Source organism: Candidatus Omnitrophota bacterium, from assembly GCA_040755155.1.
In the GTDB taxonomy this organism is placed as follows: Bacteria; Hinthialibacterota; Hinthialibacteria; order Hinthialibacterales; family Hinthialibacteraceae; genus JBFMBP01.
In genome coordinates this window covers 70505-94474 of the sequence record JBFMBP010000134.1, presented here as the reverse complement: position 1 = coordinate 94474, position 23970 = coordinate 70505, and the positions used below count along the sequence as shown (strand labels likewise).

At 51.6% G+C, this 23970-nt stretch carries 20 protein-coding genes; 13 read left to right on the top strand and 7 right to left on the bottom strand.

The features are described from left to right. The first annotated feature begins 117 nt into the window (after nucleotides 1–117). From AB1656_19910 to AB1656_19885, 6 genes are all read left to right on the top strand, one after another. Nucleotides 118–951, top strand: coding sequence for an RNA polymerase sigma factor RpoD/SigA (locus tag AB1656_19910; protein MEW6237656.1), 834 nt, complete (start codon nucleotides 118–120; stop codon nucleotides 949–951). A gap of 201 nt (nucleotides 952–1152) precedes the next feature. Beyond that, the gene (locus AB1656_19905) at nucleotides 1153–2127 is read left to right on the top strand and encodes a CPBP family intramembrane glutamic endopeptidase (protein ID MEW6237655.1); all 975 of its coding nucleotides are present in this window, start codon (nucleotides 1153–1155) and stop codon (nucleotides 2125–2127) included. A gap of 132 nt (nucleotides 2128–2259) precedes the next feature. Further along, nucleotides 2260–2820: an elongation factor P gene (efp, locus tag AB1656_19900; protein ID MEW6237654.1), complete on the top strand. Its 561-nt coding sequence runs from the start codon at nucleotides 2260–2262 to the stop codon at nucleotides 2818–2820. 47 nt (nucleotides 2821–2867) lie between these two features. Then, nucleotides 2868–3353 carry a hypothetical protein gene (locus AB1656_19895; GenBank protein ID MEW6237653.1) on the top strand — a complete coding sequence of 162 codons (486 nt, stop codon included), beginning with the start codon at nucleotides 2868–2870 and terminating at the stop codon, nucleotides 3351–3353. After that, nucleotides 3350–3862, top strand: a complete 513-nt coding sequence (locus AB1656_19890) for a hypothetical protein (protein MEW6237652.1) — start codon at nucleotides 3350–3352, stop codon at nucleotides 3860–3862. The genes AB1656_19895 and AB1656_19890 overlap by 4 nt, the downstream gene beginning before the upstream one ends. Nucleotides 3863–4152: 290 nt before the next feature. Beyond that, nucleotides 4153–5277 carry a serine hydrolase domain-containing protein gene (locus AB1656_19885; protein MEW6237651.1) on the top strand — a complete coding sequence of 375 codons (1125 nt, stop codon included), beginning with the start codon at nucleotides 4153–4155 and terminating at the stop codon, nucleotides 5275–5277. Nucleotides 5278–5355: 78 nt separating this feature from the next. On the opposite strand, the gene AB1656_19880 is transcribed toward AB1656_19885, so the two are convergent. Beyond that, entirely contained in the window at nucleotides 5356–6798 is a 1443-nt protein-coding gene (locus AB1656_19880; protein MEW6237650.1) for a radical SAM protein, read from the bottom strand. Between the two features lie 250 nt (nucleotides 6799–7048). Between AB1656_19880 and AB1656_19875 the strand changes: the two genes are divergently transcribed. The 3 genes from AB1656_19875 to AB1656_19865 all read left to right on the top strand — a co-directional run bounded on the left by AB1656_19875 (nucleotide 7049) and on the right by AB1656_19865 (nucleotide 10912). Further along, the gene (locus tag AB1656_19875) at nucleotides 7049–7729 is read left to right on the top strand and encodes a hypothetical protein (protein ID MEW6237649.1); all 681 of its coding nucleotides are present in this window, start codon (nucleotides 7049–7051) and stop codon (nucleotides 7727–7729) included. Nucleotides 7730–8089: 360 nt separating this feature from the next. Then, nucleotides 8090–9433, top strand: a complete 1344-nt coding sequence (locus AB1656_19870) for a Gfo/Idh/MocA family oxidoreductase (protein ID MEW6237648.1) — start codon at nucleotides 8090–8092, stop codon at nucleotides 9431–9433. A gap of 129 nt (nucleotides 9434–9562) precedes the next feature. Next, nucleotides 9563–10912 (top strand): Gfo/Idh/MocA family oxidoreductase, encoded by a 1350-nt coding sequence (locus tag AB1656_19865; protein ID MEW6237647.1) that lies wholly within the window; start codon nucleotides 9563–9565, stop codon nucleotides 10910–10912. A 200-nt stretch (nucleotides 10913–11112) separates the two neighbouring features. Here the strand turns inward: AB1656_19865 and AB1656_19860 are convergent, their stop codons facing one another. From AB1656_19860 to AB1656_19835, 6 genes are all read right to left on the bottom strand, one after another. Beyond that, nucleotides 11113–11316 carry a cold-shock protein gene (locus AB1656_19860; GenBank protein MEW6237646.1) on the bottom strand — a complete coding sequence of 68 codons (204 nt, stop codon included), beginning with the start codon at nucleotides 11314–11316 and terminating at the stop codon, nucleotides 11113–11115. A 170-nt stretch (nucleotides 11317–11486) separates the two neighbouring features. Further along, the gene (locus AB1656_19855) at nucleotides 11487–12770 is read right to left on the bottom strand and encodes a dihydroorotase (GenBank protein MEW6237645.1); all 1284 of its coding nucleotides are present in this window, start codon (nucleotides 12768–12770) and stop codon (nucleotides 11487–11489) included. Between the two features lie 221 nt (nucleotides 12771–12991). Continuing rightward, nucleotides 12992–13957, bottom strand: a complete 966-nt coding sequence (locus tag AB1656_19850) for an aspartate carbamoyltransferase catalytic subunit (protein MEW6237644.1) — start codon at nucleotides 13955–13957, stop codon at nucleotides 12992–12994. Between the two features lie 163 nt (nucleotides 13958–14120). Beyond that, the gene (locus AB1656_19845; GenBank protein ID MEW6237643.1) at nucleotides 14121–16205 is read right to left on the bottom strand and encodes a hypothetical protein; all 2085 of its coding nucleotides are present in this window, start codon (nucleotides 16203–16205) and stop codon (nucleotides 14121–14123) included. A 130-nt stretch (nucleotides 16206–16335) separates the two neighbouring features. Beyond that, complete coding sequence (gene pyrR / locus AB1656_19840; protein MEW6237642.1) at nucleotides 16336–16875, bottom strand: bifunctional pyr operon transcriptional regulator/uracil phosphoribosyltransferase PyrR; 540 nt, start codon at nucleotides 16873–16875, stop codon at nucleotides 16336–16338. Between the two features lie 5 nt (nucleotides 16876–16880). Then, nucleotides 16881–17816 (bottom strand): RluA family pseudouridine synthase, encoded by a 936-nt coding sequence (locus AB1656_19835; GenBank protein ID MEW6237641.1) that lies wholly within the window; start codon nucleotides 17814–17816, stop codon nucleotides 16881–16883. 152 nt (nucleotides 17817–17968) lie between these two features. Here AB1656_19835 and cysK point away from each other — a divergent pair, with 152 nt between their 5' ends. From cysK to AB1656_19815, 4 genes are all read left to right on the top strand, one after another. Next, entirely contained in the window at nucleotides 17969–18904 is a 936-nt protein-coding gene (gene cysK, locus AB1656_19830) for a cysteine synthase A (GenBank protein MEW6237640.1), read from the top strand. Between the two features lie 95 nt (nucleotides 18905–18999). After that, nucleotides 19000–21576, top strand: coding sequence for a beta-galactosidase trimerization domain-containing protein (locus AB1656_19825; GenBank protein MEW6237639.1), 2577 nt, complete (start codon nucleotides 19000–19002; stop codon nucleotides 21574–21576). Nucleotides 21577–21807: 231 nt separating this feature from the next. After that, complete coding sequence (locus AB1656_19820) at nucleotides 21808–23376, top strand: sigma-54 dependent transcriptional regulator (GenBank protein ID MEW6237638.1); 1569 nt, start codon at nucleotides 21808–21810, stop codon at nucleotides 23374–23376. 207 nt (nucleotides 23377–23583) lie between these two features. Continuing rightward, nucleotides 23584–23964, top strand: coding sequence for a hypothetical protein (locus AB1656_19815; protein MEW6237637.1), 381 nt, complete (start codon nucleotides 23584–23586; stop codon nucleotides 23962–23964). Nucleotides 23965–23970: the final 6 nt, after the last annotated feature.

Sequence of the window (23970 nt, the reverse complement as noted above, 5' to 3'; positions counted from 1 at the left end):
GGTTAAGTAAAACTATACCGGGATTTGGTAAAATTAAACGTTTTTCCTGGATGTTGGCATAATCCTTGTATTAATTGCAAACAAACGCGCATCATCAACATCCTAGGGAGAATGAAAATGAAATCCGATATCCTTCTCAATCATTATAACGATCCATGCGATGCTCCCTCCGAACCCTTATCGATCGAAATGGAAAAAGAACTGATCCTGCGCCATCGCGCTGGCGACGCCAATGCGCGCAAGCGATTGATCGAATCCAATCTGCGCTTCGTCGTTAAAATGGCTCTGCCCTACCGCAACCAGGGCCTTAGCCTTTCCGACTTGATTCAGGAAGGAAATCTGGGATTGATCGAAGCGTTGGACAAATTCGATCCCGAAAAGAACTGCCGCCTGATTACCTACGCCTCGTGGTGGATCCGGCTTTACATTCAACGGGCGCTGGAACAAAAAACTCGGCCAGTAAACCTTCCTATCAATAAACTGGAACTTCTGCGCAAGATGCGCGCTTTCGAAAAGAACTTCGAAATGGAATATGGAAGAAAACCCTATCGGGAAGAGATTGCCGACCGGTTGAATACCGAACAGGAACGCATCGAAGAACTCGATAATTTTGCGCCTACCTTTCATACTATTCATTCCATCGATGAAGACCATCCCGGCATGGAAAAGATATTGGAGGACGAGAATCAGCCGGACCCTCGCGAACGGATATGGATTAAAGAGGCCGCTCGGCGCCTCCTTTCCGCCATGAGAATTCTCAACGACAAAGAACGCGAGGTATTATCGTACCGCTATAATCTGAAAGGCGGCGGCAAGCGTCTGAGCCTGCGCAAAGTCGGGAAAAAGATGGGATTGAGCGCAGAAGGCGTGCGCCGCATCGAAGAACAAGCCATGAGCAAACTGCGTCGGCCCAATATCCGCATGAGAATGGAGCCGCTTTTCGTCCATTAAGATTTACCTCCCCAATCGCCACTGGGTTTTACGTCTCCTTTGCCCCGCTGGAAAAATCCGGCGGGGAACGTCTTTTTAATGATGAGTGATGAATGAGGAATGAGGAATGATGAATGAGGAATGATGAATGATGAATTCGGGACGCATCGAACTTGTTTTTTTTATTTCATCGAGCCAAGATCATAAAAACAGCGATGCGTGATGAATCTCGTTGAATTTCAAATTCTCATCATTCATCACTCATCATTCATCATTGTTTTTAGGTTGATTCATTCCATCATGAAAATCCCCGTCTTTTGGCGCGTGATCGTTGTCCTAATCGTTTCTACCTTAGCCGCATGTTTGCTTCATCCTTTGTTTTACGCCGCATCGGCTGTTTCCGGCTTAGATGCGCCGATAAAGATTTTCCGGCGTTTGTGGGAGATTTGCATTGTGCTCGGCTTGATGCTCGCCCGGCGGCAAATCGGGTTGCAGCATCCTGGTAAAGTAGGGCTTCGCGTTTCAAAGGATGGAATACGAAACTTGCTTGCCGGACTGATCGTCGCAGCGTGTTTTCTTTTTTCGTTGAGCGGTTTGTACTTATTTATAGGCGCATGGACATATTCCTTGCTCTTTTCCTTCTCCTATCTCCAACAAAAAATAATAGAAGGCTTGGCGACAGGCGCTGCGGTGGCTTTAGTAGAGGAATATATTTTCCGGGGATTGATTTTTCGATCGTTATCTCGGCGCTGGGGTTGGATTATGGGCGGCGGCGTTTCGAGCGCCATCTTCTCTTCCCTACACTTTTTAAGCGGCAAGGGCGGGACGCTGGAGAATCCAAATTCCTGGCAGGCGGGATTTCAATTATGCGGACAATTGTTGCACGAGATGATTTCCACATTTAAATTATTCCCGGAAGCGGCGGGTTTGTTTCTAGTGGGATTCATTCTCTGTTACGCTGCGCAGCGTACAGGGACGTTGTGGTTGTCCGTGGGATTGCACGGCGGCTGGGTCTGTTTCTTCGTAATGCGGAAAGCGCTCTTTGAAACGGCTCCGCTTTGGGATTCTTTTTGGATTGGGGGAAATCGCATCTATAACGGCGTTATCCCCATCCTAGGAATGCTGGTCATCTTTCCCATCGTTCATTATCTGCGCCAATGGAAGATCGTTCGCGGTGAAGAGATGGCGGAGGAATGATTTTGCCCGGCTTCGACCGCCGGGCTAAAAGAGTCAAAGCGGGGAATTTCGGCGAATCCCACTTGAAAAAGAACGGAAATAAGGATAATCAAGTTTTGAAAATCCAGTAAATACAATAAAGGAATGGCTTTCATGAAGGGAAACGATATTCGCAAAGGCAACGTCATCATTTTCAAAGGGGCGCCGCACAAGGTTTTGGACTTTCAACATCGTACGCCCGGAAACTTACGGGCATTCGTGCAATGCACGCTGCGCAATATCCTCAACGGAACGCAGTGCGATACGCGATTCAGCTCGACGGAAGAGATCGAAGTGGCCGATTTCTTCACGTTCGACGCGAGTTACATGTACTTCGACAGCGCCGGATTCCACTTCATGAATTCGCAGACCTACGACGAAGTGCTTCTTTCCCCAGAACTTGTCGGCGACGCCAAGTATTTCCTGCGGGACGGGATGGTGGTACAAATCGCGACGTTGGAAAATCAGCCGATCAGCGTAACGCTGCCCAAAACCTCGATCCAGGTCATTGCGGATACAATGCCGGAATTGAAAGGCGCCACCGTCTCCAACTCCCCCAAACCGGCGACCACGGAATCGGGCTTTCAACTTTCTGTGCCCAACTTCATTAAGGTAGGCGAGAAGATCGTCGTGGATACGCAAACCGGCGAATACGTCAGCCGCTCGACGGAGTGAGGAATAGACAGGATATTATCCATCGCGTTTTGAAAGGAGACCTCATCATGAATCATGAAACAAATCCCGAGCATTTGCGCGATGAATATCTTTCTCGCTTGAACGAACTCTACAGTAAAGTAGATGATTGGGTTCGCGATATTGTTCCAAAAGCGGATATTGAGGAAGAACGCATTACAATAAAAGAAGAACCTATTGACGCTTACCAAGCGAAGGTCTTAGTTATCAAACGCCCTAACCGCAAGACTGTTCGTCTGATTCCCCGAGGACGCTGGATCATTGGCGCTGAAGGGCGCGTGGATATGAAAAGCGACCTTGGAACCGAAACGCTTATCTATGTTTCCGAAGGCGCTCCAACAATTCGAATCGACTTGCTGACGGAAAATGGCAAGATTCTCGAAGAAAGGGAATCTCATCCCTATTTAACGGACATTGTAAAAGGATGGGTATTTCTTCAAAATCGTCAGTTGGGCATGTTGCCATCGTTGAATGCCGATCTATTTTATCGGTTGATAGAAGTGTTGGGACGATGATGAATCCGCTTGACGAACACATAAAAACCTTCCAATTCACAATGGCCGCCATCAAAGTTGCCAGACGCGCGCTTGATCGGCGCCTAGACCCATTATCCAATACGGATTTATACTCCTTACCTCCTCAAGAAGGGCGCGAGATGCTCGACCAAGCGGAAGAAAATCTATGTAAACTCATGGTTTTTGCTCTGTTTGCAACCTTTGAACGGACACTCCGCGACCACCTTTCCGAAAGCCTGGAGTCCTTATCTACATCCGCAACAACTCCGGCGGAGTTGGCGGCAAAGTTGCACGAATTTTTAAGAAATGGAATCGATAATTGGCGCGTAAATGATATTATCGAATTGTTCTATCCGCCTGCGGCGGAACAAGATATTAACAACGCCAAGAATATCCGAACATTTCGCAATCATGTAGCTCACGGTTCCACGCCTCCCAGTTCCATTCCGCCAGAGACAGCGCACGCCCAATTGTCCAATTTTCTCAAGAGTGCAAGTCTTGCTGTTTGACGATGGTTTAATCGGGATCGCAAGATGAGTCGCGACGTTTGCCTCATCTATTTGTTATATCCGTTAAAAACGATGGTTTATACAACGCGACCCATCTTACTTTTCTATGCTTCGCTTTTTACCAATCCTATCGAGCTGCGATCCTTACAAAAATTACCGCGTTTCATTTGCAGAAAAAACGCATAAAGATCGAAGCGAATGTCGTTTATATGATATAATCAAATCTCATTTACTATTTTAGGTGAAAGAATATCCGCCTCTTAATTGATAGAAGGAAGGGAAATTTTCCGATGCGATGGTACAAAGTAGGCCAAGTTATTTGGGGCGCCATACTAATTGGGCTGATAACCTCGCCGGCTTTTGTAAGGGAAAGTGATGCCGTCACCCCGGAAGCCGTGGACGGTATTGTGAAGCCGATCATGGAAAGGGCGAATATCCCTGGCCTGTCGATCGCCATATCTCCAGCCGATGGCAAAATCATTGAACGATCTTATGGATTTGCGAACTTGGAGCACCAAATCCCGGTGACAACGGATTCGGTTTTCGAAGTTGGTTCGTTGACGAAGACGTTCACTGCTCTAGCTATTTTGCTGCTTCAAGAAGATGGGAAACTGCGGATTGAGGACAAATTGTCGAAATACTATCCCGAATTTCGCGGAAGCGGCGAAATCACGCTTCGGCACTTGCTGCAACACACTTCCGGGATTAAGGAAATCCTCTCCGTGGAGACTTTCAGCTCTAATCAGGCGAAGGACTGGCGTCCCCAGGAAGTAGTGAACATGCTCGAGTCTTTGCCTCTTGACTTCGAACCAGGACAGCGAGCGCAATACAGCAACTCCGGATGCATTCTCCTGGGACTCGTGATCGAGAAGGCGTCGGGAATAGCTTACGGCGAATTCCTGTCCGAACGCATCGCCAAACCGCTGGGCATGACTTACACCAGGTTGGGCAGCAATAGCGCCATCATACAGAAACGAGTCGCGGGCTATGCGCTGGATACGGCCACCGGAAACATGCAGAACGCCAAATACGCCAGCGTATCGGCTCCTTACGCCAGCGGGGGAATATTATCCAATCCCTCGGATCTTATAAAACTAAAAAAAGCCTTCCAACCGGATGCGCTGCTGAAACAAGCGAGCATCAAGGCGATGTTTGCGCCTGCCTGTTTAAACAACGGCCTTCCCTTTGAGCAACCCGGCACAGGAATGTCCTATGGCTACTGTTTGGAAATACTCAAGATGGGAAAATATCTCTTGCCGGGAAAGACAGGCGGCATCTCCGGTTTTAATGCCTACTTCGCTTACTTGCCGCAGAAAGACTGCATGATAGCCATAACGGGGAATCTCGATAACTGCCTTAATTCTTTGATGGAAATCTGTTTCTCCGTCATTCAACTTGAGGTGGATGAACAGTAATCGCGACTTCATTCTTCGTAAAAAATCGATGGGGCAAAAAACGCGCCTCATCTTACCCTTCATCATATCCCTCAGTTATCACATATCCCCTTCGGCGTAATCGGCTAGATCGGGGCGATTCCGCGTCGAGCGCAGGAGCGAAAAAGCGTTGCGGGCGGCGCGCCAGGCTTCGCGGGGGGAGCGGAAATCGCGGGCTTTGCGCCAGAGATAAGCGGGGCGCAGATGAAACTCGCGGATGGCCTGATTGCGTAGTTCGCGCACGCGGTCGCTGGATAAAGTCCCTATCTCCATTTGGGGGAAGGCGATGGAATTGTCCACCGTTTCCACATCTTTGGGCGTCCAGCCTTGGCGAATGGCTTCGGAACGCAGGTCGGTTCCCATGCGGGGAGCGGCGACGTTGAAGGAGATGAAGTCCGGGTCCAAATCTTTGGCGAATTCGATGCTGCGGAGAGCGGTCGCTTCGGTCTCGCCGGGCAGGCCGATAATGAAATGGGCCAGGGTGCGAATTTTGAGACGGCGGCAAAGACGGAATATCTCCATCACTCGCGCCGGTTCGATGCCCTTCTCGATCGAATTGAGGATGCCCTGATCGGCGGATTCGACGCCGAATTGGATCGTATGGCAACCCGCGCGGGCCATTAAAGTAAGCAGTTCCTCATCCATCACGTCGACGCGGGAGAGCGTTATCCAATCGAAATTCAACTTTTCTGCGATGAGCCGGTTAAGAAATTCCGTCGTGTGTTGGCGGTTGACGCCGAAGGTAAGGTCTTTGATCCACAACTCGCAGATGCCAAGATCGCGCACATAGCGCAGTTCCTGCAATGCGTTATCGAGGTCGCGCAGTTTGTGCGCCCATTTGCCGTTGAAGCAAAACGAGCAGTGATAGGGACAACCGAAATCAGTGAGAAACGAGGCGAAAAGGCGTCGTCGTCCGTGGGGAATGCTGTATTTGGCCAACGGCAATAGATCGTAGCGCGGCAGGGGAAAAGAGTAGTAGCGCTCGCCGGGATCGAGGCCGCGCAAAATAGCGCCGCCGGAGCGGTAGAGAAGATTGGGAAGCAGATCGTCCCGTTCGACGGCGCCGGTTTGGGCGTTCCAGGAGGCGAGAAAACCATCGATGCTGGAAGCAGTAAAATCGAGCAGAATCGCTTTCAGCCACGGATAACGCCCCATCAATTCGCGCCCCTTGCTGACCAAAACGTCGCCGGTTCCGGCGATGGGGAAATTATCGGGAAGGCCGAGGGATTCGAGAAAGGCGAAATCCTGCTTCCAGCAGACGCCGCCGGTAAGGAAGACGATCGCTTGCGACGCTAGATCGCGGACGCGCCGGGCGGCCTGGGGAAAAGTCAGCCCCAAGCAATTGGCGTCGAGAAATTCCACCTCATGGCGGCGGGAAAGGATGCCGCTCTGGACGACAAGATCGTAGGGATGCCAATAATAACGCGCCTTGGCGGAGTGGCTGCAATAATAATCGCGCAAATACGGCTTATCGCCGGGTGGATTCAACAATAAAACGCGCATGGTTTTTCCTTACAATCGGAATGTCATCTATAATTATGGCTGCGATTGCGCGGCGACCAAGGGCGTTTGAGATTCTAGGTGTTTATATGGATTATTTCTCAATTCTTACTATGGATGAATCACTCTTTCTGATATTAAAAAATCGAATCATCTTTATGAATACTTGGAACATTGACGCTCGGTTTCAACGACATATATAAATATCCAGCGATGCTGGAGATTCAATAAAAGCGCGAAAGGAGAATATCTTATGAAGAGGGCAGGATTAGCAATTGCGTTATTGGGAATCGTTGTCATGTTGGCTTCGGCGCAGGATCAACAGCCGCCGCGAAGAGGCTTTCGAGGGCAGGCGGTGATGATTCTTTGCGATGTTTTGATGCTGAATCCGGAATTATCGGAAAAAGTCGTTACGGTTTACACTGATATCTCAGCGAAGAGACGGGAGGCAATGCAAAGCGGCTCGGTCGATTTTCAAAGTATGAGCGACCAAGAAAGAAGAGATTTCTTCACTAAAATGCAAAAAGAGACCGCAGCGGATATGAAGAAGGAATTGAAAGAAGTGCTATCCGAGAAAGAATTGGAGGAGGTCGAAGGGGCATTGACGCGGCGCGTGTTTTTCCCTGACGCCGAGTTGCGCGCCCTGCGGCTGCTCGAGTTGAAAAAAGAACAGCGCGAAAAACTGCAACCGTTGGCGATCACCTTGGGCAAGAAGATGGTTCCCGCCGATTCGCCCTTCGCTGGAGTGCAAATGGAAGCGGCCGAAAGGGAGAAAGCGGAGAAAGAATATCAAAAAGAGAAAGAGTCTTTCATGACAAAAGCGGGAGAGGTTCTTTCCGAAGAACAAAACAACGCCTGGAAGGAAAAAGTGAAGGAAGTGAATAAGGAAATCGAGGAGATGCGCGAACGGATGCGCAGCTTCCAGCGCCAATAGTGTGCCAGCGAATGATGAAAAAGGCGGCTTTATGGGCGGAGCGGCGGCAGCCATTCCGCCCTTTTTGCGTTAAAGCCTTATTTATCGTTGGCGAATGGTAAGGAAAGACGAAGAACCACACTTCGTCTCTCCTCTCCGCCTTAATCTATTTTTTCGGATGTGATACATTCGAAACGCTGGATAGATGCGGCTAGCGCAATTAAGAAAAGCGCAAGAAGAATAAAGATCGTTTGGTATTGGCGGGGCTTGCTTCCCTCGATCCACCCTACAAGTTTATGCAATTCCGAATCGCACTAGAGCGGGACTATTGATTGCCGATTCTTGGCGATTTTTACGTTAACGTAAAGGATGGAAGGTAAAATGAAAAATCGAATCGCCAAAACTACGCGGCGCCATTTTATGAAGCAAGCGGCTATCGCATCGGCCGCTTTCACGATTGCGCCGCCTTCCGTTCTGGGCCGAGAGAGCGCTCAACCGCCGAGCGATAAATTGAATATCGCCGTAATGGGAGCGGGCGGCCGGGGTGGATACGATATGGAACAATGCCTCAGCGAAAATATCGTCGCGCTATGCGACGTGGACGAGAAGCAAGCGGCGAAATCGTTCAACCGGTTCGAGAAAGTTCCCAAATACAAGGATTTCCGCGTCATGCTCGACAAGCAGAAAGACGTGGACGCCGTGATCGTCGGCGCTCCGGATCATGTTCACGCCGTCATGGCCATAAACGCTATCCAGCGAGATAAACACGTCTATTTGGAAAAACCGATGGCGCATAATCTTTACGAAGTGCGCGCGCTGATGAAAGCGGCGAGCGAGCATAAAGTCCAAACGCAATTGGGAAACCAGGGACATTCCTCTCATCCGATTCGAAAGGTGTGCGAATGGATCGCCAATGGGGCCATCGGCGATGTGGAAGAAGTCCACGCCTGGTATACGCAATCCTACGGCGATGGCTCAGACCGTCCCAAGAATTCGCCGCCCATCCCCCCCACGTTGGAGTGGGATTTATGGATTGGTCCGGCGGCGTTTCGTCCCTATCATCCCACCTATTTGCCTGGAAAATGGAGAAGCTGGCGCGATTTCGGAACCGGCGTTCTCGGCGATTGGGTATGCCATATCCTGGATCCGGCGTTTTGGGCTTTGCAGTTGGGCGCTCCAGAATCCATTGAAGCGAAGAATGGAGGCAGGAATTATTCTCCCGAACGATTCGCATTGAATTCCGGCATCCTCTATCGTTTTCCCGCCCGCGGGGCTATGCCGCCTGTGAAGGTTACGTGGACCTACGGCAAAACGGTGGATATCCCGCAATTGCGGGACGTAAAATTGGACGATTGGAATTCGAAAGCGGGGGCGATTCTGATTGGGAGCAAGGGATCGATCGTTCATAGTTCGCACGGCGCGGGAAATCCCCGCATCGTCCCGGAATCGAGGGCGAAAGAAGTTCCCGATCCTCCCCAGACAATCCCTCGCATAGCGGACGACAATCATTATCGGGACTGGATACGCGCCTGCAAGGACGGGAAGCCCGCGTGTTCGAACTTTTCCTACGGCGGTCCGCTGACCGAATTGGCGCTGCTGGGCGTGATCGCAACCATATACGATGGCGTAGAACTGCGGTGGGATTCCATAAAGGGCCGGTTTATCAACCATGAAAATGCCAACCGGCATCTGCAATGCGAATACCGCCAAGGCTGGACGCTTTGAAATGATGAGTGATTAGTGATGAAAAGGTAGGATGGGTCGCGTTTTTTGACCCATCATTATTAAGTAGTGGAGTAATTGATGGGTCAAACGACGTGACCCATCCTACGATATACGCTCAGGAGAATAACTATGAATCGCCGGAAATTTTTACAAGCAAGCGCAGCGGGATTGATGCTATCGGCGGCGGGCGGTTACGCCGCGGAATACGATGCTCAAAAGCCAAGGCGCGTCGGACTGATCGGCAGCGGCTGGTACGGTAAGAGCGCGTTGCTGCGCCTGATTCAGGTAGCGCCGGTGGAAGTGGCGGCATTATGCGACGTCGATAAAAAAATGGTTGCCGAAGCCGCCGAGATCGTCGCTTCGCGCCAGCTCTCGAAGCAGAAGCCGCGAACCTACGGCGACTTCCGCGAAATGCTCAAGCAGGAACAGTTGGACATTGTGCATGTCGCCACACCCGATCATTGGCATTGCTTGCCCATGATCGCCGCCGTCAAAGCCGGAGCCGACGTATATGTTGAAAAACCCATCAGCGTCGATGTTATCGAAGGCCAGGCTATGCTGGCGGCGGCCCGCAAATACAATCGGGTGGTGCAAGTGGGAATGCAGCGGCGCAGCACTCCCCATCTCATCGACGCCCGCGATAAAATTCTTCGCGAAGGCAAATTGGGCAAGATCGGACACGTTGAGATTTGCTGCTATTGGCACATGCGCGCCAACGGCAATCCTCCCAACATCGATCCCCCCGAAAATCTCGATTACGAAATGTGGACGGGACCGGCGCCCATGCGCCCCTTCACGAAATGGACGCATCCCAGAGGCTGGCGAGCCTTCATGGAATACGGCAATGGCATTATGGGCGACATGTGCGTTCACATGTTCGATATGGTTCGTTGGCTGCTGGATCTGGGCTGGCCGAAGCGGATCAGTTCCTACGGAAACATCCTGATCCATCCAGACAGCAAAGCCAATACCTTCGATACGCAGACCGCATCCTTCGAATACGACAACCTCAACGTCGTATGGCAGCAACGCGCTTGGGGCGCTGCGCCCGATCCTAAGTATCCCTGGTCGGCGACGATCTATGGCGATAAAGGAACGTTAAAAATGAGCGTTTTCGGATTCGACTTCATTCCCGAAGGCGCCGGGGAGCCGATTCATCAGGACGTCGCTTACGAATACGATAAATATCCCGAAGACGAAACGGAAAAAGACCTGGAACGCCATGTCGCAGCGTCGTTGCGCACCCACATGAAAAACTTCCTGGCAGCGATCGATTCCCGCAGCAAGCCCGTTTCCGACATCGAGCAAGGCTACATCTCCAGTTCCAGCTGCATCATGGCCAATCTATCCGCCAAACTAGGCCGGACCCTCGCCTGGGATCCGGAAAAGGGGCGAGTCATCGGCGACGAAGAGGCGAATAAGCTGTTGCAGAGGCCATACAGGCAACCGTGGGAGCATCCCACGCCGGAGAGCGTGTGAGTTCGGAATGATGAATGATGAAAAAAACGGGGTGGCAAAGGCAAGACGAAGTCTGCCTTTGATCGTTCCCTCAAGGGTAGTCTGACGCCTTGCCCTTGGCGCCACGCGATAGATTCCTTTGCGATCGATTTTTAAAATTAAAAAGCCGTTGGCGGCTCGGATGAATCGCCAACGGCTTTTTTTGCGATTGGGAGATAATACTAGTCTAACGCGGAGACGTTTACGGCTTTCGGACCTTTGGGGCCTTGCTCAGTATCGAACTGAACTTTTTGTCCCTCATAAAGATTTTTGAAGCCGTTTCCGGAGATTCCCGTATGGTGAACAAATAATTCACGCCCGCTGTCTTCCGCAATAAAACCGTACCCTTTGCTCTCGTTAAACCACTTTACTTTTCCTGTCGCCATGATACTTCTCCTTGATTTGTTTTGAGTTGCATGTTCTAAAAGTACTTATTGTTGCCTCTCAAAACAATACGGCAGGGAAGTCATGAGACGCAAAACCGGTACGTCATAAAACTATGCTTATTAGGAATCATTTTACATGAATTTTTGGAAAACGTAAGCTTTGTTCTCTTTCAGACAGGAGAAAAGGGGTAAATTTTCTTTCCTCCAATATACGTCGCTTCGACGCGGCCTTTTACTTCCCAGCCATGGAAAGGAGTATTGCGGGATTTGGAATAGAATTGGTTTTTGTCGATTGTATAAACCGGTTCCGGATTCCAGAGGACCAGATCGGCGGGACCTCCAACCTCGATCCGGCCTCCCGGCAATTTCATTACTTGGGCGGGCTTAAAGGTGACAAGATTCAAGAGGTCCAGCAATTCCAAGCCGGAGCGTTGCCAAATGCGTCCCATGACCAAAGGAAGCAGTGTTTCCAGCCCAACAATTCCAAAAGGCGCCAGGGGAAATTCCTGATCTTTCTCCATGAGGCTATGAGGCGAGTGGTCCGTAGCGATGCAATCGATGGTACCATCCCGCAGTCCTTCGTAGAGAGCGTCCTGATCTTCCTTGCTGCGCAAGGGCGGGCGCACTTTTGCGTCCGTATTGTAATGATCCACCGCCTCATCGGTGAGAACGAGATAATGGGGCGCCGTCTCCGCCGTGGCTTTGACGCCTTTCGATTTGTAAAAACGCAGGATATCCACCGATTCCGCCGCGCTGATATGGGCGAAATGAATATGCGCCCCCGTTTTTTTGGCGAGAATGAGATCGCGGGCGACCTGGATGGCTTCCGCTTCTTTCGGAGAGCCGAACAAGCCCAGCGTTACAGACATTTTGCCTTCGTTGACGACAGCATCCTGCGTCAGCGCGTGATCTTCCGCATGGTTGATAATGGGAATTTGGAAGATCGTGGAATATTCCATCGTCCGTTGCATGAGGTAAGAATCCATAATCCCGTTTTCGTCGTCGGAGATGGCTACGGCGCCCGCTTCCGCCATTTCGCCGATGGGCGCCATTTCCAAACCCGCCATCCCCTTCGTCAGCGCGCCTACGGGATAGACGCGCGCCATGCCGGCGGCTTTGGCGGTTTCCTGGATGAAGTCGATGCCGGTTTTGCTGTCGATGGGGGGGGTGGTGTTCGCCATGCAGACGATGGAAGCGATACCGCCCGCCGCCGCCGCTCGGGCGCCGGAGGCGATGGTTTCCTTGCCTTCGTTTCCGGGTTCGCGCAAATGGACGTGAATATCGATCAGGCCCGGCAGCAGCCATAATCCTTCCGCGTCCACCGTTTCGGCGTCCTTAACGGAGAGTGAGGGGGCGATATCGGCGATCTTGCCTTCATCGATCAGAACGTCGGCGGTCAGGTCTTCGTAAGCCGCCGGATTTAAAACACGAGCTTTCCGGATGAGTGTTTTCATGTTTGCTTCCACGCTGGGTATACGCCGTTTTTATTAATGGAGCCTCTAGCAAAACTCTATTATTCCTCCCCCAAGCTTGGGGGAGGTTAGGTGGGGGTTGAGGTAAGTCCATTAAAATCAACCCCCCTCTAACTCCCCCCAAGCTTGGGGGGAGAATTGAATGATGGATTTCATAAATTTTGCAAGAGCCTCAATGGTTAATTCGACTATCGGTTTCCATGTCAAAAAAGCGTCGGCGTCTCTTCCTGTTTTTTGGGGGCTTTTTTTTCGCCGCTAAGCAGCAGATAAAGAATGGCCATGCGCACCGCGATTCCGTTGGTTACTTGTTCCAGGATGACGGAAGAATCGGAATCGGCGACTTCGCTGTTGATTTCCACACCCCGGTTCATAGGGCCGGGGTGCATGATGAGAACGCCCGGCTTGGCTCTTTTCAGACGTTCTTTCGTCATGCCGAAGAGGCGATTGTATTCTTTCAAACTGGGGAAAAAATTGCGGGACATCCGCTCCCGTTGGATGCGGAGAACATTGATGACGTCCGCGCCTTCGATGGCTTCGTCGATGTTGTGATGAATCTCCACCCCAAGTTCCTTGAACGCGGGAGGGATCAGGGTTGGCGGTCCGACGAAGCGCACTTTAGCTCCCATCGTCAACAGTCCCCACATATCGGAATGGGCCACGCGCCCGTGCAGCACGTCTCCAGCAATGACGACAGTCAATCCCTCGATGGTTCCCTTGCGTTCGCGGATGGTGAAGAGATCGAGCAGCCCCTGCGTGGGATGGGCGTTGGTGCCGTCGCCGGCGTTGACGACGGGAAGGTTGATGTTTTGGGCGAGGTGATAGGGCGCGCTGCTGACATTATGGCGAATGACGATCAAGTCCACGCCCATAACGCGCAGGTTGTTGGCGGTGTCGAGGACGCTTTCCCCCTTCACGACGCTGCTCTGGGCGGTGGAGATGTTGATAACGTCCGCGCTCAGCCGCGTCGCCGCCAGTTCGAAGGATGTCCGCGTACGCGTACTCGGCTCGTAAAAAAGATTGAGTACGATTTTCCCCCGCAAGGTGGGTACTTTTTTCACGGCGCGGGTTTGAATCTCTTTCATCGAGCGCGCCGTATCCAAAACCAATTCGATCTCTTCCCGCGATACGCCGCGCAATCCAAGGCAGTCTTTTCTTCCCCAGGTTGGCATAATCGGTCTCTTGTTGTACGAGCCTTCGTTCATCCCCCCAACGAAAGCAGAGATGGAGCGCAGGCTCTGCGTTTTCTTAACGCCGCCGTTGGTTATGTTCAGAAGCAAGGGTGGGCTACGCTTCGCTTTGAACCCACCCTACTGCTGACTATCAGTAAAGGCTCTATTGGTTGACGCCAACCACATTGCGAATGTTCCACAACTTCGCCGTTCCATCCCAACTCCTAGTCAACACCTTGTTCCCGTCGGGGGAAAAGGCCACGGAATAAACTATATCCGAATGCCCGGTGAACGTGTAAATCTCCTGACCGGTATCAGCATTCCATAGTTTCGCCATACCATCCCTACTCCCTGCCAAGACCTTGCTCCCATCGGGGGAAAAAGCAACGGATTCAATCCCACTCGTATGCTCGAACGTATGAATCTCCTGGCCGGTATTGGCGTCCCACATTATTGCCGTTCCATCATAATTCCCAGTATTCCCGGTCAACACCTTGCTTCCGTCCGGGGAAAAGGACACGGAACTGACTTCATCTTCATTCATATAACCGGCGAACGTGCGAATCACCCGACCAGTATCAGCGTTCCAAAGTTTCGCCGTCTTATCCTCACTCCCGGTCAACACCTTGCTTCCATCCGGGGAAAAGACTACGGAATTGACTGGATCCGTATGCCCGGTGAATGTGCGAATAACCCGCCCGGTATCAACGTCCCACAGCTTCGCCGTATAATCATCACTCCCGGTCAACACCTTGCTTCCGTCTGGGGAAATGGCCACGGAATTGACTAAATCCGTATGCCCGGTGAACGTGTGAATCACCTGGCCGGTATCAACGTTGAATCTGCTTGGCGCGAAAGTCCACTTGGTTGAGCAGCCGGTGAACGTGCGAATCACCTGGCCTGTATCAACGTTCCAAAGTTTTGCTGTTCCATCCCTACTCACAGTCAACACCTTGCTTCCGTCTAGGGAAAAGGACACGAAACTGACTTCATACATATAACCGGCGAACGTGCGAATCTCCCGCCCGGTATCAGCGTTCCAAAGTTTTGCCGTACCATCATAGCTCCCAGTCAACACCTTGCTTCCGTCCGGGGAAAAGGCCACGGAAAAGACATAATCCGTATGCCCGGTAAACGTGCGAATCACCTGACCGGTATTGATATCCCATAGTTTCGCCGTATTATCCCAACTGCCAGTCAAGACCTTGCTCCCGTCTGGGGAAAAGGCTTCGGGACCGACACCACCTGTATGCCCGGGGAACGTGCGAATCTCCCGCCCGGTATCAGTATTCCACAGTTTCGCCGTATGATCATAACTCCCAATCAACACCTTGCTTCCATCCAGGGAAAAGACTACGGAATGGACTTCATCCGTATGCCCGGTGAATATGCGAATCTCCTGCCCGGTAGCGGCGTCCCACAGTTTTGCTGTTTCATCCCAACTCCCAGTCAAGACCTTGCTCCCGTCCGGGGAAAAGGCCACGGATTCGACTATACTCGTATGTCCGGTGAACGTGCGAATCTCCTGCCCGGTAGCAGTGTCCCACAGTTTTGCCGTTTCGTCGCTGCTCCCGGTTAACACCTTGCTCCCATTGGGGGAAAACGCCATGGAACTGATGCCATCCGTATGCCCGGTGAAGGTGCGAATCACCTGCCCGGTATCAGCATTCCATAGTTTCGCCATACCATCATAACTCCCAGTCAACACCTTGCTTCCGTCCGGGGAAAAGACTACGGAATTGACTGGATCCGTATGCCCGGTGAAGGTGCGAATCATCTGCCCGGTATCAACGTCCCACAGCTTCGCTGTACCAATAACATCCTCACCATTCTCAAAACATCCACCAGTCAAGACCTTGCTCCCATCCGGAGAAAAAGCCACGGAAAAGACACTACTCGTATGACCGGTGAATGTACGAATCTCCTGCCCGGTATCAACATCCCACAGCTTCGCCGTATAATCATCACTCCCGGTCAACACCTTACTTCCGTCTGGTGAAAAGGCCACGGAATTGACACTCCCTGCATGCCCGGTGAACGTGCGGATCACTTGGCCGGTTTCAATATCCCATAGCCGCGCTAATCCATCCCCACTCCCAGTCAGGAATTTCGCGCCATCCAGGGAATATGCAAGCGAGGTTAGATTCCCACATCCAAACTGCATGATGGGTTTGTCCTGCGCCATAATGGCGGAACCGATCGCTAAAGTCAAAACCATAACACTAAGGAATAATACTTTGCACTTCATGATAAATTCCTTAGTAGTGAAGATAGGATGGGTTGCATCATTTCAATCCATCCTGCATTCTGCCATTTTCCACCTCACCCTAGCCCTCTCCCAAAGGGCGAGGGAATATAGGATTGCGTAACATGAGTTACTAATTCCCATTAAAACCGATCACCACTTCGTCTTTTCCGTCTTCTTCCTTCATGCGCACGGCGACGATTTCGTTGTGATAGGTTTTGATTTCCTTGCCTACGTAATCTGGCTGGATTGGCAATTCCCGATGTCCGCGGTCGATCAGCACCAGCAATTGCACCTGGTTAGGACGGCCTAGGTCCATCAACGCGTTCAACGCCGCCCGCACGGTTCGGCCTGTAAAGAGGACGTCGTCCATCAGCACGACGTCCTTTCCTTCCACATCGAAGGGGATTTCGGTGCTGCGCACGGCGGGAGGCGCTGGGGCCAGGTTGATATCATCGCGGTAGAGGCCGATATCCAGTTCGCCTATCGGTATTTCGCGCCCTGCGATTCGCGATATTGCTTCCTTAAAGCGCCGGGCCAGCGTTACGCCCCGGCTGCGGATTCCCACTAGAACCAGATCGCCGCTGGCGTTGCGTTCCCATATTTGGTGCGCCATGCGTTGAATGGTGCGCGCGATATCTTCATCCGTCATAATAAGACGGGGGTCTTTCAACATTGTCATTTCAATCGATCCATTACGGCGGCTAAAGGGCCGGGCGGTTCCGCCGTTATCGTCATGATTTCTCCCGTAGCGGGGTGTTCGAACCGGATAGAGTGGGCGTGAAGCGCAATGCCGGGATATCCCTCCAAAAGCCGTTCCAACTCGCCGCGGCCCAGATATTTTTTTGTCCCATAAAGAACATCCCCCACGATGGGACAACCCAAATGGCGCAGATGCACCCGAATCTGATGCGTGCGGCCTGTTAAAGGATAAAGCTCAACCAGCGTTCCGCCTAGTCCTGCTCGCAGAATTTTATAGCGGGTTACCGCATTTCTTCCGTCCGGTCGAATCGTCATTTGTTTGCGGTCGGAAGAGCTTCTTCCAATAGGTAGATCGATTTCCCCTTGCAGTTGCGGCGGCGTCCCGTGCACGATAGCCCAATAGGTTTTATGAATACGCCTGGCTTTGAAAGCGTTGCTAAGTTTGCGATGAGCGTCGTCCTGTTTGGCGGCAATGAGGACGCCGCTGGTTCCCCGATCCAAACGATGCACAATGCCGGGACGCAAAACGCCGCCGATGCCGGATAAATCTTCGATATGATAAAGCAGAGCATTCACCAGCGTTCCGCTGTGCATCGACTCGGTAGGGTGAACGCTGATGCCGGGCTGTTTATTGATAACAACCAGATAAGCGTCTTCATAAAGGATATCGATTGGGATATTTTCCGGTTCCACATCGCTAGGCGCAGGCGGCGGCAGAAGCAGCGCAATCAGGTCGCCTCCCTTTACTTTTTCGCTGACGCGAGCAATCGGCGCGCTATTGAGAAAGACGGAACCGGTTTGGATGAGTTGCTGCAAGCGGCTGCGGGATAAGGATTCCACGCGCTTGGCGAGATACTTATCGATGCGCGTTCCTTTGGCGTTCTCTTCGACGATCAGGCGTAATTCTTCCATCGATTTTCCAATTTTTCATTTTGGAAGCCTCCTTATCCCTAATCCAGTTGTCAAGAAGGCATGTTCCATTTACTTGCTTAATATCTACAGTTAACATAGTATATATATAGACAATAGACAATGCAACGCGGGGAGATTTTTTGGAGGCATTTATGGCGAAAAGAACAGCAAACGTTTTAGGACTCATAGGCGACACCCCCATCGTTCGTATGAATAAGATGCGGCCTAATGGCGGAGCGGAAGTATGGCTCAAGTTGGAAGCGCAAAATCCCGCGGGTTGCGTGAAAGAACGAATCGCTCTTTACATGGTTGAATCAGCGGAAAACTCGGGACAGCTCCAGCCTGGCGGCGTTATCGTGGAACCGACAAGCGGAAATACAGGCATCGGTTTGGCTATGGTCGCGGCGGTGAAAGGATATCGCCTAATTCTCTGTATGCCGGAAACAATGAGCATCGAGCGCCGGAAGATACTGCAGGCGTTCGGAGCAGAAATTGTTCTTACGGAAGGTCCTAAAGGCATGAAAGGAGCGGTAGAAAAAGCCCAGGAATTAACGCAGGCGAATAATGGCTATTTCATGCCCCAACAATTCGAAAATCCCGCGAACGTTCAAGCCCATTACGAAACGACCGGGCCGGAAATTTGGGAACAGACCGAAGGCCGGATCGACGCTTTCGTATCGGGGATCGGAACCGGAGGAACCATCACCGGCGCAGGCAAATACTTGCGGGAAAAAAATCCCAAAATCTTGTTGATCGGAATCGAACCGCTCGCCTCCCCTGTTTTATCCGGCGGAAAACCCGGCTCCCACAAAATTCAAGGCATTGGCGCCGGATTCGTTCCCGCCGTACTCGATCGCAGTCTCTTGAACGAAGTAATGCGGATTTCCAATGAAGACGCATTAGAAACCGCCCGCCGACTTTGCAAAGAAGAAGGCGTTTTTTGCGGCATATCCAGCGGCGCCGCCGCCTACGGGGCGATGGAAATCGCCAAACAACTCGGCGAAGGCCAGAACGTCGTAACCATCCTTCCCGATACGGGAGAGCGCTATCTTACAACCGAACTTTTTTCCAACAACGGGTTATCCTAAAAACAACGATTAGCGGCCAGTAAAGGAATCTGGGGGCGTTTCGGTCGGAATTAGATGGCGTTTTCGATTCATAATCCGCTTGTGCGAGGTGGACCATGCGATATAAGATCGCGTTTATCATCATGGCGGGAAACGCCTCTTGGTTGTTGGCCGCTGCACCCGTTCCGATAGTGAAAGAGTTTGCCATTCCCGCCAAGACTTCTGTTCCCTATACTTATTGCATCGAGTATCTGCCGGAACCGGAAAACGAATCGTTTCTCCAAGAACTCAGGAATAGCCCTCCCGATTTGTTTCATCTTGGTTATCAGATTCCCTTTAAAGCGGCGCTAGGGCCGACCTACGGCCATGAGTTATTCACCGATGAAATTCTCCCGCCGGATCAAATCCCTCGCGAGATTGAACGAATTCATCGCATCATCGCGAAAATGAAGGAGGCTGGAGTCAAGCGCTTAATCCCCTATGTTTATACAATGGCTTTCTTTGGCCATCCGGACAAGCGAACCGGATTTTTCCATTTCTACGATCATTGGGACGACTATCGGGATTTCGGTTTGGGACCGCGGCCGGACGCCGATCCAACGTTATGGTCGCAAGTACGCGGCCCAATGCCTTTGGGCGGAGGCCCGCCGGACGTATATCATTACGAGCCGTGCGTCAATCATCCAGGCTGGTCGGACTATCTCGACCTGGTAGTGCGGCAGCTGGCATCCGTGGGCTATGACGGCATGTTTTTCGATGTCAATACGCAGTATTGCTACTGTCCTTACTGCCAAGTCAAATTCGATATCTATCTGTTCCGCAAATACGGCCGCGAGGGGCTGCGTTCGGCGTTGGGAACGGACGATTCCCGCGAGTTGAATCTTTCCGGCATTTATCGGGACTTTGAGCGCGCGATTCTTGAGGCGTTCCCATCCTATTTACATTCGCTTCCGCCGGACGAATCGATTCCCGGAATAGATGTAAGCGCGATTAAATTGGAAGAAGATTGGCGTCTTCTCCGCTGCTATATGCAGGATTCGTCAGGCGAGTTTCCTCCCGAGGACGATTTACATGCTTATTTGCAGGAACGTTTCGGCGATACACAAATTCATGAGTTGTCAGCGGATAAGAAGAATCTCTACATCCAAACCATCCTTCGCTATCGCTTTCGCGAATTCTTGAAAAGCCGGGAATTGGCCGATTTGTTGAACCGGCGCTTCGGTTCTGCTGATATTCGAAGACGATGCCGTTCCAATCCGCGAGATTTGTTGTTGTGGGTGGAGACTCAACGGTTTTGGTGTGAAAGCATGGCGTCGACGCATGCCCGTCTCAAGCAAGTCGGGAGAAGCATCTTCGCCAGTCAGGGCCGCCGAGACGATTTTTACACGGTGGCCAATCTCGGATCGATGCAAACCGTCGACGCGCTCAATAAGCGGCGGGTGGATGGAATCGACCTGGTGCATTTCGCGCCGATGTCCGATATGCAAATGTTCGAAGAGATGCCGCAACCCGGTTCGTTGGAAAGCGGAGTCATTATCTCCAACGTTTTCGCTTTCCGCTGGGCTATGGCGGCGGGAACGCGAGCGGGAACATTGCTTTATAAAGTCATGGATGACCGGAGTGCGGATTTAGCGCAAGCCGAGGCGGCGGCGGGCGGCGGCGGCGCGTTTATCCAAGGGGGATTAGGCGCGCCGAAATCGCGGGAACGTTGGAAGCGGTTTTTCGCCGAACATTCCGATCTGTGGAACGGCGGCGATTCGGGAGCGCGCGCAGGTCTGCTATTTTGGAGCGATCAGGTTTTTTACGAATATCCGGAACATCTCGCCATGACCCATCGCCTGGTTCGCATCTTTTCCGAAACCCAGATTCCTTTCGATATAATAACCGAAGAGGGGCTTTCCCGTTTATCTCAATACGATGTCGTATTTGCGCCCATGCTGCGCTATGCAGAGGAGCCGCAAATCCATCAACTCTTGTCTTACGCCGAATCCGGCGGCTGCCTGGCCGTTATCGATCCATTTGGAACCGAGAATCATTACGCTCAACCTCGACCGAGCCATCCCTTAAGCAATGTTAGTTTTTCCGCCGATGAATGGAAAATAGCTTCCTATGGAAAGGGTAAAATCTTAAATCTCCAGCCGGAACATATTCCCAGCCGCCTGTCGGATTCCTGGCGTCTTATGGAAGAGCGTTCCAATTCCTTTGTCTTAGCCGGAGATTTTTTGAACAAAGCGCGGCGCATCGATCGGGAAAAACAAGTCGATTTGGGATCCTCTTTCATCAAGCGGCTAGAACAAACGCTCCAGATTCCCTTGCGTTGGTGTCCGCCGAATACGGATGCCGGCATATACATTCATCCTTACATTCTTCCAGGAAAGGAAAAACAACCCGATCGCATGGTAGTTCATATCGTAAATTACCATATTCCGATTCTCCTGGAAAAAGAATGGCGCGAAGACGACGATCCCATATGGAATGTTAAAACTAAATCCGGCGATCCGGCGATTCATAAAAGCGTCCATATTACAATTCCCTTGCGGGAAAAACGGGAAATACAAAATGCGCAAGCCTTCAGTCCCACGGATACAATCCAACCCATCTCATGGGAATCCAAAAGCGGATGCATTGCCATTACCCTGCCCGAACTTAAGATTTACCAAGCGGTAGTTATTGAGTTCAAGAACAAGAGATAGTAATGAACCATGCGCTATTGGGGGGCGTTGTTGGCGTTTCGCAGGATTATTTACTTCAGATTGGACGGTTGGAGGAAATACCGATACCGTTTCTACCCATTCCGGTATTAAGACTAGGCTTTTCAATTCGCTATCGCCAGATTCATCGTCTTGACATTGATCTAGGTATCCATCAATAATTGATCGATTTCTTCAAATATTGAGCATATGGCTATCTGGAGGAGGATCGTGATGGGAGAAAGGGCGGTCATCGTTACGAGCCATGGTCTGGATGGAGCCTGCTCGGCGGCTATGGTTCTGCAGAAACATCCCAAAGCCGCCGTGACGATTACCAGTGCGCGGCGCGTGGCCGGAACGTTAGCGGAAATCGCGGATTTGGAGTTTCTACCGCGTTTCATTGCGGTCTGCGGGCTTGGCCTTCCGGATCCTATCGATCATTTGCTTTCCGTCCTGCGGTATTTGAAAAGCCATAAGGTTCTTGTCCACTGGTATTGCGGACGGGGGTATCTATCTTCTCGCCAAACCACTCTTCGCGCCGTATGCAAAACCATCTTTTTCGACTGCGCCAGCAACACGGAAGCGATATATCGCAGCCTTAAGATCGCCTCCAACTCACTAGCCGATCAGCTGTTGCAATTGGCTGAACAATACGCGCAGAATAAGAAGAAGATTTCGGAAAACGATCGGTTCTGGCATGATTTGGTCGGCGGTTCCTCGGACCGGTATTTCAAATACGGCGACGGAAACAGTTTTATCCGCGCCATTCATATTTTGGCGGGATTGACTTCGCTGACCGACGCCGATCGCAAATTGGCTGAGTTCCATCGGCAAAACGGACGCTTTATTCCTCTTGGAGATAGCCCAGCCATGATAAAACTCCGCGCCATGATTCAACGGTTGGGACCGGTGGAAGAGCCGGTGCTAATCTTCGGTCCCAGCGGCGTGGGCAAAGAGATCGCGGCGCGAACGCTGCATGAAGCCAGCCGCCGAAGCCAAGGTCCCTTTGTTCCGGTCAATTGCGCGGTGCTGAGCGTCAATCCGGATTTAGCGAACGATCGGCTTTTCGGGCATGTAGCCGGCGCATTCACAGGAGCGAAAGAAAAACAAGAGGGAGCGTTTGACGCCGCCGAGGGAGGATCTCTTTTTTTGGACGAATTGGCGGAGCTCCCCTTGCAGGCGCAAACTCAGCTGCTGCGGGCGCTGGAAGAAGGCGCTATTACCCCGCTGGGCACGATACAACCCCACCCGGTGGACGTCCGGATCATCGCGGCTACTAACCAGGATTTGACGAAGTCAATCGCCGAGAATAAATTCAGGCTTGACCTCTATTACCGGCTGAATGTCCTGCAAATGCGCATCCCTTCTCTTAAAGAACGGCCGGAGGACATGAAACCTATCGCCCGGTCGGCGATCTACAACCTAAAACAAAATGGATATTCTTTGCGTTTGAAGGAAGAAGATTGGCGCGCGGCCTATGAGTACGATTGGCCGGGGAACATTCGCCAGTTCGTCAATTTGCTCAAACGCTCGGCCTATTTCGATTGCCCTCTCCGCGAACTGATCGAACAAGAAAAACTCCATTCTCTCCACGAGGGGACGAAAGAAGATCGGCCAATGCAGGACGAGTTCCGCCGATTCCTCCCGCAACGCGAATCGGATATCGTTCCCGAAGCGGAGATCCGCCGTCTCTACATGACCCGCGCGTTGAAATTATGCGATGGGAACTGGACTCAGGCCGCCCGGCGGTTGGGTGTTTCCATCAATACTTTGCGCAAGTGGGCCGCCCTAAATGAAGATTAAGCCAATCATTTATTGATCGATCAAGCAAATATTTTGATCGTCCATTCGCGATTTCTTTTCTCCTGCATAATTACAGCAATTTGAATCTTCTTCCGCATAATCTCCTATTTTCAAGAGCGTTATAATCAATCGTTTCCCGCTCCCAGCGAGTTGGCATAACCCTTGTTTATAATGAAATCGTTATCGAAAAAAAAGGAGGAGGCCATCATGGCGATACGGGGTTGCAAATTCTTAAAGGTGAGCAAAGCGAAAGGCCTGACGATCCGGCTGCATGCTTTGGAACGGATCAAGGAACGCGCAGGGATTTCTTTGACCTTGGAAAAAGCCTACTCCCTGTTCTGCGAAGGCGTACAACTTCGGTATGAAGAAATGCATCTGCGGGGTTATCGTCCCGCTTACCTGCCGCGGCTGCAGAAGGGCTGCCCCTCGTGGTATTTCCTTCTCCCCTGCATAGATCAGGAATTGATCGCCGTGGTTCGGCGGGGAGAAGAGAATGGCGAATACGAATGGATTACAACCTACGCCCCCGATCGCCGCACGCGCTTCAATTTTTTTTGGGAGACCCATCCGGCCAGACGGGCCGCTTGAGATTCC

Bases quoted from the DNA above. Each gene is read 5' to 3' on its own strand.
- AB1656_19895 (MEW6237653.1), top strand. From the start codon at position 2,868: ATGAATCATGAAACAAATCCCGAGCATTTGCGCGATGAATATCTTTCT.
- AB1656_19890 (MEW6237652.1), top strand. From the start codon at position 3,350: ATGATGAATCCGCTTGACGAACACATAAAAACCTTCCAATTCACAATG.
- AB1656_19855 (MEW6237645.1), bottom strand. From the start codon at position 12,770: ATGAAAACACTCATCCGGAAAGCTCGTGTTTTAAATCCGGCGGCTTAC.
- AB1656_19865 (MEW6237647.1), top strand. From the start codon at position 9,563: ATGAATCGCCGGAAATTTTTACAAGCAAGCGCAGCGGGATTGATGCTA.
- AB1656_19820 (MEW6237638.1), top strand. From the start codon at position 21,808: ATGGGAGAAAGGGCGGTCATCGTTACGAGCCATGGTCTGGATGGAGCC.
- AB1656_19880 (MEW6237650.1), bottom strand. From the start codon at position 6,798: ATGCGCGTTTTATTGTTGAATCCACCCGGCGATAAGCCGTATTTGCGC.
- efp (MEW6237654.1), top strand. From the start codon at position 2,260: ATGAAGGGAAACGATATTCGCAAAGGCAACGTCATCATTTTCAAAGGG.
- AB1656_19905 (MEW6237655.1), top strand. From the start codon at position 1,153: ATGAATCTCGTTGAATTTCAAATTCTCATCATTCATCACTCATCATTC.
- AB1656_19850 (MEW6237644.1), bottom strand. From the start codon at position 13,957: ATGCCAACCTGGGGAAGAAAAGACTGCCTTGGATTGCGCGGCGTATCG.
- AB1656_19885 (MEW6237651.1), top strand. From the start codon at position 4,153: ATGCGATGGTACAAAGTAGGCCAAGTTATTTGGGGCGCCATACTAATT.
- AB1656_19875 (MEW6237649.1), top strand. From the start codon at position 7,049: ATGAAGAGGGCAGGATTAGCAATTGCGTTATTGGGAATCGTTGTCATG.
- AB1656_19825 (MEW6237639.1), top strand. From the start codon at position 19,000: ATGCGATATAAGATCGCGTTTATCATCATGGCGGGAAACGCCTCTTGG.
- cysK (MEW6237640.1), top strand. From the start codon at position 17,969: ATGGCGAAAAGAACAGCAAACGTTTTAGGACTCATAGGCGACACCCCC.
- AB1656_19910 (MEW6237656.1), top strand. From the start codon at position 118: ATGAAATCCGATATCCTTCTCAATCATTATAACGATCCATGCGATGCT.
- AB1656_19870 (MEW6237648.1), top strand. From the start codon at position 8,090: ATGAAAAATCGAATCGCCAAAACTACGCGGCGCCATTTTATGAAGCAA.
- AB1656_19845 (MEW6237643.1), bottom strand. From the start codon at position 16,205: ATGAAGTGCAAAGTATTATTCCTTAGTGTTATGGTTTTGACTTTAGCG.
- AB1656_19860 (MEW6237646.1), bottom strand. From the start codon at position 11,316: ATGGCGACAGGAAAAGTAAAGTGGTTTAACGAGAGCAAAGGGTACGGT.
- AB1656_19835 (MEW6237641.1), bottom strand. From the start codon at position 17,816: ATGGAAGAATTACGCCTGATCGTCGAAGAGAACGCCAAAGGAACGCGC.
- AB1656_19815 (MEW6237637.1), top strand. From the start codon at position 23,584: ATGGCGATACGGGGTTGCAAATTCTTAAAGGTGAGCAAAGCGAAAGGC.